The 15,529-nt window shown below is 62.9% G+C and carries 16 protein-coding genes and 1 riboswitch; of the genes, 7 read left to right on the top strand and 9 right to left on the bottom strand.

What is annotated here, in order from left to right; all coding sequences use genetic code 11:
- Nucleotides 1–30 precede the first annotated feature (30 nt).
- The 5 genes from IE166_RS00690 to greA all read left to right on the top strand — a co-directional run bounded on the left by IE166_RS00690 (nt 31) and on the right by greA (nt 4,736).
- Complete coding sequence (locus IE166_RS00690; protein ID WP_189503153.1) at nt 31–1,353, top strand: aspartate aminotransferase family protein; 1,323 nt, start codon at nt 31–33, stop codon at nt 1,351–1,353.
- Nucleotides 1,354–1,509: 156 nt separating this feature from the next.
- Nucleotides 1,510–2,328, top strand: a complete 819-nt coding sequence (locus tag IE166_RS00685) for an ABC transporter ATP-binding protein (RefSeq protein ID WP_189500924.1) — start codon at nt 1,510–1,512, stop codon at nt 2,326–2,328.
- Nucleotides 2,325–3,095, top strand: coding sequence for an ABC transporter permease (locus IE166_RS00680; RefSeq protein ID WP_189500922.1), 771 nt, complete (start codon nt 2,325–2,327; stop codon nt 3,093–3,095). The genes IE166_RS00685 and IE166_RS00680 overlap by 4 nt, the downstream gene beginning before the upstream one ends.
- A gap of 27 nt (nt 3,096–3,122) precedes the next feature.
- Nucleotides 3,123–4,145, top strand: a complete 1,023-nt coding sequence (locus IE166_RS00675) for an ABC transporter substrate-binding protein (protein WP_189500920.1) — start codon at nt 3,123–3,125, stop codon at nt 4,143–4,145.
- Nucleotides 4,146–4,253: 108 nt separating this feature from the next.
- Nucleotides 4,254–4,736, top strand: coding sequence for a transcription elongation factor GreA (gene greA / locus IE166_RS00670; protein WP_189500918.1), 483 nt, complete (start codon nt 4,254–4,256; stop codon nt 4,734–4,736).
- Between the two features lie 17 nt (nt 4,737–4,753).
- Here greA and IE166_RS00665 read toward each other — a convergent pair whose 3' ends face one another.
- The 8 genes from IE166_RS00665 to IE166_RS00630 form a co-directional block, all read right to left on the bottom strand.
- Nucleotides 4,754–6,565 carry a glycoside hydrolase family 15 protein gene (locus tag IE166_RS00665; protein WP_189500916.1) on the bottom strand — a complete coding sequence of 604 codons (1,812 nt, stop codon included), beginning with the start codon at nt 6,563–6,565 and terminating at the stop codon, nt 4,754–4,756.
- Nucleotides 6,558–7,370 carry an SDR family oxidoreductase gene (locus tag IE166_RS00660; RefSeq protein ID WP_189500913.1) on the bottom strand — a complete coding sequence of 271 codons (813 nt, stop codon included), beginning with the start codon at nt 7,368–7,370 and terminating at the stop codon, nt 6,558–6,560. Before IE166_RS00660 ends, IE166_RS00665 begins: the two co-directional genes overlap by 8 nt.
- 77 nt (nt 7,371–7,447) lie before the next feature.
- A complete protein-coding gene (locus IE166_RS00655; RefSeq protein ID WP_189500911.1) occupies nt 7,448–8,092 on the bottom strand; it encodes a class I SAM-dependent methyltransferase in 645 nt (214 codons plus the stop codon).
- 34 nt (nt 8,093–8,126) lie between these two features.
- Nucleotides 8,127–8,567, bottom strand: coding sequence for a pseudoazurin (locus tag IE166_RS00650; RefSeq protein WP_189500909.1), 441 nt, complete (start codon nt 8,565–8,567; stop codon nt 8,127–8,129).
- On the bottom strand, nt 8,564–9,370 hold the full coding sequence (locus IE166_RS00645) for an ABC transporter ATP-binding protein (RefSeq protein ID WP_189500907.1): 807 nt from the start codon (nt 9,368–9,370) through the stop codon (nt 8,564–8,566). Before IE166_RS00645 ends, IE166_RS00650 begins: the two co-directional genes overlap by 4 nt.
- Nucleotides 9,367–10,443: a FecCD family ABC transporter permease gene (locus IE166_RS00640; RefSeq protein ID WP_189500905.1), complete on the bottom strand. Its 1,077-nt coding sequence runs from the start codon at nt 10,441–10,443 to the stop codon at nt 9,367–9,369. Before IE166_RS00640 ends, IE166_RS00645 begins: the two co-directional genes overlap by 4 nt.
- Nucleotides 10,440–11,456 (bottom strand): ABC transporter substrate-binding protein, encoded by a 1,017-nt coding sequence (locus tag IE166_RS00635; protein WP_189500903.1) that lies wholly within the window; start codon nt 11,454–11,456, stop codon nt 10,440–10,442. The genes IE166_RS00640 and IE166_RS00635 overlap by 4 nt, the downstream gene beginning before the upstream one ends.
- Before the next feature lie 72 nt (nt 11,457–11,528).
- Nucleotides 11,529–12,551 carry an ABC transporter substrate-binding protein gene (locus IE166_RS00630; RefSeq protein WP_210312931.1) on the bottom strand — a complete coding sequence of 341 codons (1,023 nt, stop codon included), beginning with the start codon at nt 12,549–12,551 and terminating at the stop codon, nt 11,529–11,531.
- Nucleotides 12,552–12,705: 154 nt separating this feature from the next.
- Nucleotides 12,706–12,901: riboswitch (cobalamin riboswitch) on the bottom strand.
- 172 nt (nt 12,902–13,073) lie between these two features.
- On the opposite strand from IE166_RS00630, the gene IE166_RS00625 reads away from it, so the two are divergent.
- The gene (locus IE166_RS00625; RefSeq protein WP_189500901.1) at nt 13,074–14,294 is read left to right on the top strand and encodes an FAD-dependent monooxygenase; all 1,221 of its coding nucleotides are present in this window, start codon (nt 13,074–13,076) and stop codon (nt 14,292–14,294) included.
- Between the two features lie 54 nt (nt 14,295–14,348).
- A complete protein-coding gene (locus tag IE166_RS00620; RefSeq protein ID WP_189500899.1) occupies nt 14,349–14,591 on the top strand; it encodes a hypothetical protein in 243 nt (80 codons plus the stop codon).
- Between the two features lie 22 nt (nt 14,592–14,613).
- Here the strand turns inward: IE166_RS00620 and IE166_RS00615 are convergent, their stop codons facing one another.
- A complete protein-coding gene (locus tag IE166_RS00615) occupies nt 14,614–15,495 on the bottom strand; it encodes an SUMF1/EgtB/PvdO family nonheme iron enzyme (RefSeq protein ID WP_189500897.1) in 882 nt (293 codons plus the stop codon).
- Nucleotides 15,496–15,529: the final 34 nt, after the last annotated feature.

Below are 15,529 nucleotides of genomic sequence, written 5' to 3'. Positions count from 1 at the left end.
CGCCTGGTTTCCGCCCGCCCCGCGCCTGCGATGATCAACGGCTTCGATGGCGGCAAGTTGGCCGACCTGCCGGAGCGCGAGCGCACGATGATCGAGCGCCGGCAAGCTCTGCTCGGCTCGTCCTATCGCCTGTTCTACGAAACGCCGGTGCATCCAGTGCGTGGCGACGGCGTCTGGCTCTATGACGCCGACGACAATGCCTATCTCGACGCTTACAACAATGTCCCCTCCGTTGGACACTGTCATCCCCACGTGGTGGAGGCGATCGCGAGCCAAGCGGCGGTGCTGAACACGCATACGCGCTATCTCGGCGAGCAGATCCTGGATTATTCGGAGCGGCTGCTGGCGACGTTCCCGGCCGAACTGAACCGCGTGATGTATACCTGCACCGGCTCCGAAGCGGTCGATCTGGCGCTGCGGCTTGCACGCTATTACACCGGCGGCACCGGCATCATCATCACCGAAAACGCCTATCATGGCGTGACGACAGCAGCGGCCGAAATCTCGCCGGCGCTCGGGCCCAATATGCCGCTCGGCCAGCATGTTCTGACCGTGCCGGCACCCGACAATTACCGTGGCGACGGGCGCGATGTCGGCGACGTGCTGGCGGAAAATGTCGCCAATGCTATCGCCTTCATGCGCCGCCACGGCATCAAGCCGGCCGCCTTTATCGCCGACGGGATCTTTTCCACCGATGGTATCTTCTCCGAGCCGGCCGGCTTCCTGAAGAAGACGCTGGATGTGCTGCACGAGGCCGGCGCGCTTTACATCGCCGACGAGGTTCAGCCGGGCTTTGGCCGGTTGGGCACGGGCATGTGGGGCTTCATGCGCCATGGCATCACGCCCGACATCGTCGTCATGGGCAAGCCGATGGGCAACGGCATGCCGATTGCGGCTGCCGTGATGAAGCACGAGATCGAACAGAAATTCGGCGCTGATATCCGCTACTTCAACACGTTCGGCGCCAACCACGTGTCCATCACCGCCGCTTCCGCCGTGCTGGATGTCATTGAGAACGAAGCCCTGATCGAGAATGCGCGCGTGACTGGCGATCACCTGCTGGCTGGCATGCGCGCCTTGCAGGAAACCGTGCCGTCGATCGGCGACGTGCGGGGTATCGGGCTGTTTCTCGGGTTGGACTTCGTCAAGGATCGCGAAACGCGCGAGCCAGATGGGGCGCTCGCCCTTAAGGTTGTCAACGGTTTGCGCGACCGGCGCGTCCTCATCAGCGCGTCTGGACCAGCCGGCAATGTCCTCAAGATCCGGCCGCCGCTGCCGTTCAAGATCGAACATGCCGACCTGTTTCTCACAGCGTTGAAGGACGTGCTTGAGGATGCGGGCGCGGCGGCGTGAGCGCCTGACCGTTTCTCTGGTTTGAACGTGCTTTCCTGCGTTGATCAGGACAGCGCGTCGACCCACCAGGACAGCCGACTGAGCTGTGGGCGGGTCGCCTGCTTGTCTTGCACTTTCCCCTAAAGCCTTGATACTGCGCTGTGGAGGAGTGGAGGAATGCCCAAAAACGACATCGCCGCCGTGCGCTTGAACGGCGTCGCCATCAGCTTCGACCTGGCTGACCGGCGCCGATACGAGGCGGTTGCGCCTACCGATCTAGCCGTTGGTGAGACCGAGTTTGTTTCCATTGTCGGGCCGACCGGCTGCGGCAAGTCCACGCTGCTCAACGCAACCGCCGGTCTGCTGCGGCCAGCGAGCGGTTCGGTCGACATTTTCGGCGCGCCCTTGACCGGGCTCAACCGTCAGGCCGGATATCTCTTCCAGCAAGACGCTTTGATGCCGTGGAAGACGGTGATCGACAATGTTGCGATCGGGCTGGAGATTGCCGGCACAGCTCGCGCCGAAGCTCTGTCGAAGGCGCGGCATTGGCTGGAGCGCGTCGGGCTTGGTGCGTTTGGCGATCGTTATCCGCAGATGCTGTCGGGTGGCCAGCGCAAGCGCGTGGGCTTGGCGCAGGTGCTGATCCGCGATCCCCGCCTGCTCCTGATGGACGAGCCCTTCGGTCCGCTCGATGCGCAAACGCGCCAGATCATGGGCGACCTCCTGTTGAAGCTGTGGTCGGAAGACCGCAAGGCGGTGATGTTCGTGACGCATGATCTCGACGAGGCGATCGCGCTGTCGGACCGCGTCGTGATCATGTCGGCCGGACCGCGTTCGCACATCATCGGCGACTTTCCCGTAACTCTGGAGCGGCCGCGCAACGTCGCGGAGATCCGGCACGATCCCGAATTCATTCGGCTCCATCGCGACATCTGGGACGCGCTGCGCGATCAGGTGATGACGGCTTACAACAACACGGCCGGAGCCGCCGCATGAACCGCAGCCTGCTCGTTCTCCTGCAAATCCTGGTGGCGGTCGTGGTCGTGGCCTTGTGGCACCTGGCTTCCGCCACCACTCTGTTCGGCAATCCCAAGACGATCGCCTTCTTCTTCGCCAATCCTGTTGGAGTGGCGCAGCGCATCTGGACCTGGTTCAGCAGCGGCTCGATCTGGTATCATCTCGGCATCACCCTGGCGGAATCGGCGCTGGCCTTCCTGATCGGCTCGCTGGGCGGCGTGGTGTTCGGCTTCTGGTTTGCGCGCAAACCGCTGGTTGCGGCGGTGTTCGACCCTTACGTCAAAGCCGCCAATGCTTTGCCGCGCGTCGTACTCGCGCCGATCTTCGCGCTGTGGTTCGGGCTCGGCATCTGGTCGAAGGTCGCGCTCGGCGTCACGCTGGTATTCTTTATCGTCTTCTTCAACGTGTATCAGGGCGTGAAGGAAGTGAGCCAGCCGGTGCTCAACAATGGCCGTATGCTCGGCATGAGCGAACGCCAACTCTTGCGCCACATCTACCTGCCATCTGCGCTGTCCTGGGTGTTTTCCAGTCTGCACACCTCCGTCGGCTTTGCCGTGGTGGGCGCGGTGGTGGGCGAATATCTGGGATCGGCGGCGGGCCTCGGCTACCTTATCCACCAGGCCGAAGGCGTGTTCGACGTGGTCGGCGTTTTTGCCGGCATGTTCGTTCTGATGGCTTTCGTGCTGTTGGTGGACGGTTTGGTGACGCTGGTCGAGCGCAGGCTCCTGGCCTGGCGTGCTTCATAGAAACGACAGATAACGGGAGGAAGCGAAATGAAACGCAGAACGGTTCTGATGGGCGGCGGCGCGCTGGCGCTAGGCGCGGTGGCAGGTGCCTGGCCGGCTTTCGCGCAGGAAGGCAAACCGGAAAAGACCGATGTGACGCTGGGCGTCGGCGGCAAGCCATTGCTTTATTATCTGCCGCTCACGATCGCGGAAAAGAAGGGCTTCTTCGAGCAGCAGGGCCTCAACGTTTCCATCAACGACTTTGCCGGCGGCTCCAAGTCGCTGCAGGCGCTGGTGGGCGGTTCGGTGGATGTCGTGACGGGCGCCTACGAACACACGATCCGCATGCAACACAAGGGTCAGGATGTCGTCGGCATCTGCGCACTCGGGCGGTTTCCGGGTATCGTGATCGCGGTGCGCAAGGATCTTGCAGGCGAGGTCAAGACGATTGCCGACCTCAAGGGCCGCACGGTTGGCGTGACCGCTCCCGGATCGTCCACCTCCTTGATGCTGCAATATGCGCTTTTGAAAAACGGACTTCAGGATACTGACGTTTCGATGATCGGCGTTGGTGGTGGAGCCGGAGCGGTCGCCGCCATCAAGCAGGGCCAGGTCGACGCGGTTTCGCATCTCGATCCGGTGATCGCGCAGCTGCAATATGACGGCGACATCGAGATCCTGCTCGATACCCGCACCGAAGCCGGTACGCGCGACCTGTTTGGCGGTCCTAACCCGGCGGCGACGCTTTATACCACCGGCGCCTTCGTTGAAGAAAACCCGGTTACCACGCAGCGTCTGGTGAACGGCATGATGGCCGCACAGAAGTGGCTGCAAACGGCCTCGCCGGATGAAGTCGCCGACACCGTTCCCGAGGAATACCTGCTGGGCAATCGCGACCTTTACAAACAGGCCTTCGGCAATTCGCGCGAAATGTTCTCGCCGGATGGGCTGGTTTCGCGGGAAGGCTATGCTTCGATGATGGAGGTTTTGAAGACCCTCGATCCTGAGTTGAAGAATGCCGATGTCGCTTATGAAAAGACCTTCAACGACAAGTTCGTGAAGGCGGCTTAACAGGTCACAGGATCGGCAAGTCCATGGCACCCCCCTCGCCATGAGCTTGCCGGCTTTGCTGCGTAACGGGCTCATCGATGATCGGTTTTTCGGCAGGAGTTTGATCCAGTGAGTGTGGCTTTCGCCAAGGAAGACAGCGCGGAAGCCGCATCGGAAACCGTTCTGCCGGCACGACCGATCTCTGATCGAGCGAACCTGGTGACGGAAGCCGGGCTTGCAATGCTGCAGGCCGAGCTGGCGAGTGCTCAGCAGGCGCTGGAAGCCGCCAACCTCCTCGAAGACATCAACGAGCGGCGGAGACAGTCTGCCGTGCCGGTCCGTGATGCCCGTTATTTCGCCGAGCGCGTGCGGACGGCTCAGCTTACCCCCGCAACCGCCTCAACGGATGTCGTCGCCTTCGGTCACACCGTCACCTTCGAGCGCGATGACGGGCGCACGCAGACGTTTCGGATCGTCGGGGAAGACGAGGCCAACCCCGCGCAGGGCTCCATCTCCTACGCGTCGCCGGTGGCCGCTGTTCTGCTTGGCAAAGCGATCGGCGATGTGGTGCTGCTTGGCCCGCGCGAACTCGAGATCCTGTCCATTTCCTGATCGACCCCAGCTGCGCATCACGGCTGCCAAAGCGGCTGATGGCCGGGATCGAGCAGGCGGTCGGTGAAGAAGGCGGCGCTGATGAAGGCGAGGTGGGTGAGGGCTTGCGGGAAATTGCCGAGCGGCAGGCCGCGCTTGTCGAGTTCCTCCGAAAACAGGCCGAGCGTGTTGCCGTAGGCCAGGCCCTTGGCGATAACCAGTTGAGCTTCGTCCAGGCGCCCTGCTCGCGCCAGGCATTCGGCGTACCAGAAGGTGCAGGTGGTGAACGCACCCTCGCCGCCTTCCAGGCCGTCGGCATTGCGATAGCGATAGATGAGCCCATCGTCGCAAAGCTGCTCGCCGATCGCGTCCAGCGTTTTCAGCCAGACCGGGTCGGTTGCCGAAACGAAGCGGACGAGCGGCATCATCAGCAAGGCGGCGTCGAGTTCGGTGCCGCCGCGTTCCTGAACGAAGTAGCCATGTTCGGGATGCCGGAAGTTCTCCCAGATATCGGCCGAGATCGCATCGCGGCATTCGGCCCAGACAACCAGCGGCGCTGGCAGAGAGCGCTTCTTCGCCAACCGGATTGCACGATCAAGCGCCACCCAGCACATCAGCCGTGAATGAAGGAAATGGCGCGGCTGCGTGCGCATTTCCCAGATGCCGGCATCGGCTTCCTGCCAGTGCTGCATCACATATTCAACGATGCCGCTGATGTGCTGCCAGCCTTCGTGAGAGATAGCCCGGCCGTATTTGTTGGAGAGATAAACGCTGTCCATCAGCTCGCCGAAGATATCGAGCTGGCTTTGTGCATGAGCGGCATTGCCAATCCGCACCGGCCGACTGTCGGCATAGCCCTTGAGATGCGGAAGCTCCTGCTCGTCGGCGGCCTCCGACCCGTCCAGCGCATACATGATGCGGATGGGGTGATCGACATCGGCAGCCATCACGCGCTGCCCGGCCCAATGGCGGAAGTGCTCGGCCTCCTCGATGAAGCCCAGCCGCATGAAGGCATAGACCGTGAACGACGCATCGCGGATCCAGGTCGCGCGATAATCCCAGTTGCGTCCCGCGCCCGTCGCTTCGGGCAAGGAGAAGGTGGCGGCTGCCGCGATCGATCCGTGGCGCGCCGAAGTCAGCAGCTTCAAGGCAAGCGCCGAGCGCAGCACCTGTTCGCGCCAGCGGCCTTTGTAGGTGGCCTGTGACAGCCAGCTGCGCCAGGCGGCGGTTGTTGCGGCGATCTCCTTGGCGATAGCCTCGTCGTCGGGACAAGCCAGCGTTTCTTCGCCGAGGATGAACCAGGCGCTTTGTTTGGCTTCAAGGGTGAAGTGGGTTGTCGCCGCGCCGGTCTCGCAGGCAAGCGGCACGGACGAGCAGAGCTTCAGGCTGATATCGCGACCCTTGAAGGAAACGCCGCCATCGGCCCGGCTGACCTCAGGAACCTCGCGGGCGTAATCGAAGCGCGGCGCGCAGGTGACGGTGAAGGTGACGGTTCCCCGTGTCGCCGTAACGCGACGGATCAAACAGCGCGCGTCAGGGCCAGCCAACGCGCTCGCCTTGGGATGCGGCATGAGATCGACGATCTCCGCGCTGCCATTTTCTGCCGTCCAGCTGGTCAGCAGGACGTTGGTGTCGGGGATGTAGAGCTGGAGATGACGCGGGTTCTCGAGTTCGGGGGTGATCGAAAACGCACCGCCGCTGCCTGCATCGAGCAGATCCGCGAAGATCGACGGACTGTCGAGCGCCGGCCAGCAAAGGTAATCGATCGTACCGTCGCTGGCGACCAGGGCGGCGGTTTCGAGATTTCCGATGATGCCGTGTTCACCGATGGTGCGGCGCGGCTCAGCCATTGTCGCGGAACTCGGGATAGAGTGACATGCCGCCATCCACGAACAGGGTCGTGCCGGTGATGTAATCGGCCTCATCGGAGGCCAGCCAGACGGCGGCACGCGCGACATCCTCTGGTTCGCCGATGCGGCCATAGGGGATCAACCGCAGGAGCTTGGTCAGCGCTTCCTCGCTGTCCCAGGCATCCTTGTTGATCGGTGTGCGGATGGCGCCCGGCGCGATCGCGTTGACGCGGATGCCGTCGCCCGCGACTTCCTGCGCCAGGGATTGGACGAGCATGCGCAAACCGCCCTTGGCAGACGCGTAGTTGATGTGCCCGGCCCAGGGGATGATCTCATGCACCGAGCTCATGGCGATGATCGTTCCAGCACTGCGTGACGGCCGTTTTTCGCTTGGCTGGGCGCGGAAGCGGCGCACGGCTTCGCGCGCGCACAGGAACTGGCCGGTCAGGTTGATGCCGATCACCGCGTTCCAATCGTCGAGCGACATATCGGCGACAGGGGCATCCTTCTGGATGCCGGAGTTCGACACCAGCACGTCGACCCTGCCGAAATGCTTAACTGCCGCATCGAATAGGCGAAGCACCTCGCTTTCCTCCGAGACGTCAGCCTGCACCGCAATCGCGCGACCGCCTTGCGCCGTGACACGCTCGACCAGTTCATTGGCGGCGTCGCCATGGGAGTGAAAGTTGGCGACGAGTGCAGCCCCGGCACCGGCCAGAGCTTCGGCAACGGCGAGCCCTATCCCTGAGCTTGCGCCGGTGACGATTGCGACATGATCCTTTAAGGACCGGCTGTTCTTTTGCAAAAAAGGCCTCCGATTATTCGCCGCGGCTGCCCGTGAAGTAGGGAGCGAGCCGCGGATAACCAATGGCAATCGTCGTTCTAGGCCCTGCGCTCGGCGGTCAGCACGAAGAAGCGGATCATCTCCTGCGAGCCGGGGTCATACATCGTGCCATAGAGATCATCCGGCAGGAGGTGCTGCCAGGCGGTACCATCGCTGAACCCTGCACGCTCCAGCATGGCGCGGGCGTTGTCTTCGGTCAGGCCGTTGATGAAAGGCAGCTCGGCGCCGAACTCTTCCGCGCTTGTATTAGGGCTGGACCGCCATACGCCGTCGGACAGGAGAATACGGCCTTCGGGACGCAGCAGGCGGTAGGCGAAGCGCAGGGCTTCTTCGGGCTGTTCCAGCGTCCACAACACGTTGCGGATGGTAACGATGTCCGCGCAGGCCGATGGTAGGTTGGCTTCGTCCATCGTTTTTCCGATAAAGCGGATGTCGAGACCGCGCTCCTTTGCTTGGGCGCGCGCATAATCCAGCATGCCGGATGCGCCATCGACGGCCGTGACGCGGTGGCCGAGCGTGGCGCAAAGCAGCGCGCAGGCGCCGGTGCCCGTACCGAGATCGACCACGTCGCGCGGCTCTTCACCCAAGGCTTGGCCGAACAGGTTCAGCCAGCCGTCGAAATGCTTGAGATGGGAGGCGGCACCGTCGAAGCGGTGGGCGCGCGCTGTCCAATGGTCGGACATGGCTTTCGCAGTCTGTGGTGCAACGCGCTTCATGTCAGAGGCCGGCTTGTCTTGCCGTATCGATGATCTTGTCGAACCGCTTTTTGGCGCTCGGCGGCAGCTTTTCGGGCAGCTTGACCGCGTCGGCCTTGCCCTCTCCGACCTTGATCAGCATCACCATGCCCATGTCGAAGTGCGGCGAGCACTTGATGCCGTAGGTGCCTTCCTTGTCGAGCGTGACTTCGAATTCCTGGTTGATCTTGCTGAGGAAGGGTTCCGCGCCCTCGGGAATGAAACCGTCGATCGTCGCGGCATTGTGGCCCTTCACCGTCGGCAGAAACTTCACGGTGTCGCCGGGCTTCACCACGAGAAAAGCAGGGTCGTAATCCATCGGGCCGTTCGGACCGCGATTAAGCATCTTCACCTTATGCGTGTCGGCGAAAGCGAGGCTGGGCAGGCTACAAAGCAGGGCTGCGGCAAGTGCTACGCGGATCATGAATGGTCCTCCTTGATGAGCGTCGGATTAACCGCCGGTGTGCCCAGCGGCTGAAAGCGGATGACGCGGCTGTTGTCTTCGGGATCGACAAGGAAGCTCGCGCGGACGTTGAAGACCTCGCGCATCAGCTGAGCCGTCAGCACCTCGGAGGGTGGGCCGATCTGAACGAGACGGCCGCCGTCGAGCACCGCGACCCGGTCGCAATTCATCGCCTGGTTGAGATCGTGCAGGGCCACCACGGTTGTGATCGGCAGCGCGCGAACGAGGCCGAGGATCGCCAGCTGATGCTCGATATCGAGGTGGTTGGTAGGCTCGTCGAGGAGCAGGATGGTCGGCTGCTGCGCCAGCGCACGGGCGAGATGCACGCGCTGCTGTTCGCCGCCCGATAGCGTGTGCCAGAGCCGCTTGGTCATGGCTGCCATGTCGACGTCGGCAAGTGCACGACCAACGATGGCGTCATCGCGCGGCGACCATGGCTCGATCGCCGACAGCCAAGGCGTGCGGCCGAGTTCAACCGCATCCTGCACGGTGATCCGCTCGGCCGTGCCGGCATGCTGTTCCACAAAGGCCAAGATCTGGGCGATGGAACGGCGCGGCAGGGCGGCCATCGGCTGACCCTTCAGCGTCACCGTGCCGGAGGATGGTGCGAGAATGCCGGCCAGCATCTTCATGAGCGTGGACTTGCCGGAGCCGTTGGGCCCGAGAATGCCCAGCATCTCCCCTTCCCGCACGCTCAGACTGATGTCACGCACGATCGCCGTGCTGCGCACCGTCCAGCCGAGGTTTTCTGCCCGCAACATCATCGCATCCGCCTTCCGCGAATGAGGATGAGCGCAAAGCCCGGGGCGCCCACCAGCGCGGTGATGACGCCGATTGGCACGACCTGACCGGGTATGGCGGTGCGTGACACGATATCGGCGATGACGAGGAACACGGCCCCGGTGAGCGCGGTGACCGGAAGGAGGCGTCCGTGGCGCACGCCGACGAGGAAGCGCGCGGCATGCGGGATGACGAGACCGACAAAGCCGATCGAGCCGACGAGGCTCACCATCACCGCCGTCATCAGCGCGGTGATCGCGATCAGCACCACCTGTACGCGTCGCACGGGAATGCCGAGGGAGGCCGCAGAATCGGCACCAAAAGCGAAAGCATCGAGCGCGCGCATATGCCAGATGCAGACCGCAACGCCGCCAACCGCAACCGGCACGGCCAGCCAGACATCATCCCAGCGCACGCCGCTCAAATTGCCGAGCAGCCAGAACATGATGCCCCGCGCTTGTTCGGCATTGGCCGAGCGCGTGATGATGAAGGAAGTGAGCGCGTTGAAGAGCTGCGAGCCGGCAATGCCTGCGAGGATGATCTGGCCGGTGCCCTGCGCGCTCACACCGCCGCCAGCCGCTTTCGCAAGAAGCGCTACAAGGCCGAAAGCGAGTGCCGCACCCCAGAAGGCGCCGACGGACAGCGACACCATCCCACCGCCGATGCCGATCACCGTGACCAGCACGGCGCCGGTGGACGCGCCGGCCGAGAGTCCCAGCAGATAGGGATCGGCCAGCGGGTTACGAAGCAGCGACTGGAGCACCGCGCCACTCACCGCCAGTGCGGCACCGCAGCTGGCCGCAACAATGGCGCGGCTGATACGGTAGCTCCAGACGATGCCTTCCTCGATCGGATCGAGCGTGTAGCCCGCACCAAAGATGCGGTTGGCGACGGTCTTGCCGATCACGTCAAGCGGGATCGCCGTTTCGCCAATGGCAGCGCCCATCGCCACGGCCACCAGCAAGAGCAGCAGCGCGCCGAGGCAATAGAGGACTATCCGGCGCTTGTAACCGGAAACCCGGTTTGCCGGCGCTCGATCCGATACGAAGAAGCTCATTTGGCCGCGTAAGTCTTTTCCAGCCCGTCGACGATGGCCTCGATCCCCATGGGGATGCGGATGCCGGCGTGAACGGCGTGGGCGTCAACCACCACGATTCGGTTTTCCTTTACAGCCTTCATCTGGCTGGTAACCGGATCGCGGCGGAGGAAGTCGAGCTTGACCTGATAATCATCGGCCGGAAAGCGGCGGCGATCCATGCGGGCGATGAAGATGATGTCCGGATCGGCCTTGGCCACCGTTTCCCAGCCCACCACCGGCCATTCCTCATCGGATTGCACGATATTCTTCAGGCCGATCTTGTTCATGACATAGGCCGGAATGCCCTTCTGGCCGGCCATATAGGGATCGATCTGAATATCGGCGCTGGAGAACCAGAAGGCCGCCGTTTTGCCTTCGAGCCCAAGCGCCTTCGCCTTTTCGCTGGCAGCGGCTTCGCGGGTCTTCATGTCGGCGAGAAGCGCTTCGCCCTTGTCCTGCACGTCGAAGATTTCCGACAGTTCGGTCACGGCCTGATACACGCTGTCGATCGTGAACGCCGTCGAACGCGTTCCGTCGCCGCCGGTGTCATTGTCCTTGCCGACGCAATCGGCGGGCATGATGTAGGTGGGGATGCCGAGATCGCTGAACTGCTCGCGCGTGGCGGTCACCCCTTGGGGGCCGACATGCCATTCGAACTGGCTGGTCACGAGCTGCGGCCGCTTGGCGACCACGCTCTCGAAGCTGGGATGATTTTCGGCCAGCCGCTCGATCTTGGCGTTGGCCTCCTTATAGTCCGGCAGAACCTCGTTGAACCAGACGGACGTGCCCTTCACACGCTCGGCAAGACCGAGCGCGTAGAGCATTTCCGTGCCTGTTTGCCCGACTGTTACCACGCTTTCGGGCGCATGGTCGAAGCGGATGGCCTGGCCACAATTGTCGAGGCTGAGCGGGTACTTTGTGGGCTCGGCCGAGGCTTGGTGGCCAAGAACGACGAGCGTGGTGGCGGCAAGCGCCAAACGAACTGAAATCATGGTCTCCTCACGTAATGTGATAACATCACCTACTCTGTCTTTGCCGCTTTGGGCAAGCCTGACAGCCAGCTTTCAGTTCTTCTTCGTGAGATCGGCCTTTTCCAGAGCGTCCGCCAGGACCTCGATACCGTTGATCGTACGGATCGTGGCATCCATCGCATGCCCGTCCATGACCACGATGCGTCCGGCCTTGACGGCTTCCATCTGGCTGGCAACGGGATCATTCTTGAGGAACTCGAGCTTCTTCTCGACGTCATCGGCCGGGAAGCGGCGACGATCCATCCGAGCGACGACGATGAAGGTCGGGTTTGCCTTGGCAATGGTTTCCCAGCCAACCACCGGCCATTCCTCGTCGGACTCCACGATGTTGCGGATGCCCGTCTTCTCCATCATGTAGGCCGGCCCGCCCTTGCGGCCGGCGACGTATGGGTCGATGTTCATCTCTGCGCTGGAGAACCAGAACACGGCGGAAACATCGTCGCGTGCAACAGCCTTAGCGCGCTCGATCGCTTTCTCTTCCCGCGCCTTCAGATCGGCGACGAGAGCCGCGCCCTTGTCCTGCACGTCGAAGATTTCGGCCAGTTCGCGCACACCCTTGTGGATGCTGTCGGTGGAAAACAGCTGCGTGCGGGTTCCATCGATGCCGACCGAATTGTCCTTGGCCACACAATCGGCGGGCATGACATAGGTCGGGATCTTCACATCATGGAACTGCTCGCGCGTGGCGACGATGCCCTGCGGGCCGACATGCCATTCGAACTGGATTGCAACAAGACCGGGCCGCTTGTTGACGACGCTTTCGAAGCTTGGATCATTGTCTGCCAAGCGTTCGACCTTGGCATTGAGCGCCTTGTATTCCGGCAAAACATCGGTGAACCAGACCGATGTGCCCTTCACCTTTTCGCCGAGACCCAGCGAATACAGCACCTCGGTTGCCGCCTGACCCACGGTGACGGCGCTGTCCGGCGCGTGATCGAAGGTGACGGTCTGGCCGCAATTCTCCAGCGTCAGCGGATATTTGGTGGCTTCAGCCTGCGCGGCAAAAGTGGAAAGCCCGAGGCCGGCGGCCACGAGCAGGGAGCGATTGATCATCATGACGGGCGGATCTCCGTTGAGGCCAGGTGCCAGCGCGAAGACTCCAGGTCAGGACGGCAATGAGGGCATCCGGCATGCGCACGGATCCACGGCAGCTGCTTTATCAGCAGGGCAAACGTCATCGACAACCTCCCCGGACACCCCGTCCGGCTTGTTTCGTTTCCGTGTGCCGGCAGGTCTCCTGACTGGCGGGTCGCCGCATGATCCGGCCTTCCCAAGCCTTTCGGCTCAGTGGCTTTCCGGACATGCTCGCCGCCTACAGTTGCGGGGGCAGTTTCGTTTAACGGGCTATGAGCCCGCTTCGAATTCCCTGTTCGTCGCTTTCGCGAACCGACACCAGGCTTTCCTAGCGGCAAGCGCAGCATTGAGCAAGAGCAGCCAACGCACCTTTCGCCGCGTGCAATGCTTGACTCTCCCGCAAGATGCCCCTCCCATCCCCTCGCCCGGACTGGCACCCTGTCCGGCGATGCTCCAATCTGACCCGATGGAATCATCTGACGAACGGGTTGACCCGGAGGCTCCGTGCCCCGTCGCATCTTGATCACCGGCGCCAGCGTCGCCGGCAACACTGCTGCCTTTTGGCTTGGCCACTCAGGCTTCGACGTCACGGTGGTTGAACGCACGCCCGAATTTCGGGACGGCGGTCAGAACATCGACATTCGGGGCGTCGGGCGCGAAGTGTTGCGCCGCATGGGTCTGGAGCAGACCGCACTCGATCATGGAACGGGAGAAGCCGGCACAGCGTGGGTGAACAGCGACGGAGAGGTCGCCGCGGAGTTCGTCACCGACGAGATGGATGGTGATGGTCCAACGGCGGAAATGGAGATCTTGCGCGGTGATCTGGCACGTCTCCTATATGAGCCTACACGCGAGGTTGCCGACTATCGCTTCGATGACAGGATCGAAGCCATGGAACCGGGCGAAGACGCAGCGCACGTGACCTTTGCCAGCGGCCGTTCGGCGTCCTTCGATGCCGTGATCGTTGCCGAAGGCGTGGGATCGGCAACACGGGAGCTGGTGTTTCCCGGCGAGAACGATCCCCGCTGGATGGATCTGACCATCGCCTACTTTACGATCCCGCGCGAAGCAGACGACGACCGGATGTGGCGCTGGTACAATGCCACCAACGGCCGGAGCATCTCGCTGCGCCCCGACACGCACGGTACGACGCGTGCGATGTTGTCGATCCAGAAGCCGCCGGAAGTTGAACAGGACTGGGACGTCGCGCAGCAGAAAGCCTTTCTCCAGGAGACGTTCAGCGATGCCGGCTGGCAGGCCCAACGCGTGCTGGACGGCATGAACAACAGCGACGACTTCTACTTCGACGTCCTGCGTCAGGTTCGCATGCCCAGTTGGTCGAAAGGCCGCGTCGTGCTGACGGGTGATGCGGCCTGGTGCGCCACGCCGCTTGCTGGCGTCGGTGCCACGCTGGCGGTGACGGGCGCCTATGTTCTTGCCGGTGAACTTGCCGGCCAGAACGATTTTCCCTTGGCCTTTTCCAACTACGAGAAAGCCATGCGTCCGATGGTGGAGGAAGGACAAGGCGTACCCAAGATCGGTCCGCGGCTGATGAACCCGCAAAGCCGTTTGGGCATTGGTCTTCTGCACACGGCCTTGAAGATCGCCAGCCAGCCCGCTCTGCGCAAGGGGGCAGGCAAGCTGTTCTCGCGCGAACCGACAGCGCCGGATCTATCGCCTTACCCGAAGGCGCCCGGCTCAACCACCAACTCCCAGCTTGCCTAAAGCGGCTCCGCGATACAGAACGCGTTCAGAGCCAATCCAGCCCTAGAGGTCGCCTTGAAAAGCATTTTGCCGATCCTGATCGCCATTGTTATCGCCATAACGGCAACGCTGGGCTGGCGGTTCTACGCCTATGCCACGAACACCGAGAGCCCCTATGATGAGGTCGGAATCGAGTTGAACTCGCGCGCGCCCCGCCCGCTCAACGATTGGGCCTGCGGACGGCTCAAGGCGAACTTCCCGAACGCTGTTCCACCCTACGGATGCAACCGGGACGATGGCACGGTTGGCTGGCGCTAAGGGTTGTGATCGCCGGCACTCGTCAGACGCTGGGAGCGCCGGCCTTCCAGCCCACCAACGCCTTCAGCTTCGACAGGTAGGATGGCTGCTCCTGAACCAGCCTGATGCCCAGATTGTGCGGCGCCATGCCGGCCGCGCAGCCGCCGCTCTTGCCGTCGCGGATGAAGAAGGACATGTAAGCGCGGTGCTTGCCGCCGGCGACGCGGACGCCGCAGTTTTCGACGCTCTGTTTTACGCTGCCCCCGGCGTCGAGGGTTGAGCGGTTGTAGCAGGTCGAGGTCCAGTCCCAGACATTGCCGCCAATATCCGCAACGCCCTTGCTGTTTGTGCCAAAGCTGCCGCGCGGCTTGGGCTGAGGATCAGGTGCCGCGTTCTCGGACTCCTTGCGGTAGCGCGCAAGCCAGCGCGTAGCCGGATTGGCATCGTCGCCGTTCAGCTTGAGGGAATCGTCGCGCACGCGCTCGGCGGCCATATAGACCCACTCCGCGTCACTCGGCAGACGCCATTGCTGTCCGCTCTTTTCGGAGAGCCAGGCGGCATAATCATTGGCGTCGCGGAAGTCGACGCCGGTGACCGGGAGATCAGAGGCGGCCTGATTGCCATCCGCCTTCTTGCAGCGCGCCTCAGTGACACACCGCGCATAATCGGCGGCCGTCACCTGATATTTCATGATCTGAACGCCACGCCCGACGCCCATATGGCGCAAGGGCGCATCGGTGGGTTTATTGGCGGCGATATATTCGCCAGGCAGGCGGTAAGCAAAGGTGCCCGGCGCCACTGCCACGACTTCCGCCGCCCATTGCGGATCGACTTCGGCGGAAGCCCGGATGCCCGGCAATGCGAGGGCCGCAACTGCGAGGGCAACAACCGGTGCTACGGCGCACAGAGCGAAAGCGCGTTTCATGATGGTCTCGATGAGGTTCGATGACCCGCTGGAG

The sequence above is a fragment of the Tianweitania populi genome, assembly GCF_014652875.1.
GTDB lineage: Bacteria > Pseudomonadota > Alphaproteobacteria > Rhizobiales > Rhizobiaceae > Tianweitania > Tianweitania populi.
This window is presented reverse-complemented; position numbering and strand designations above follow the sequence as displayed.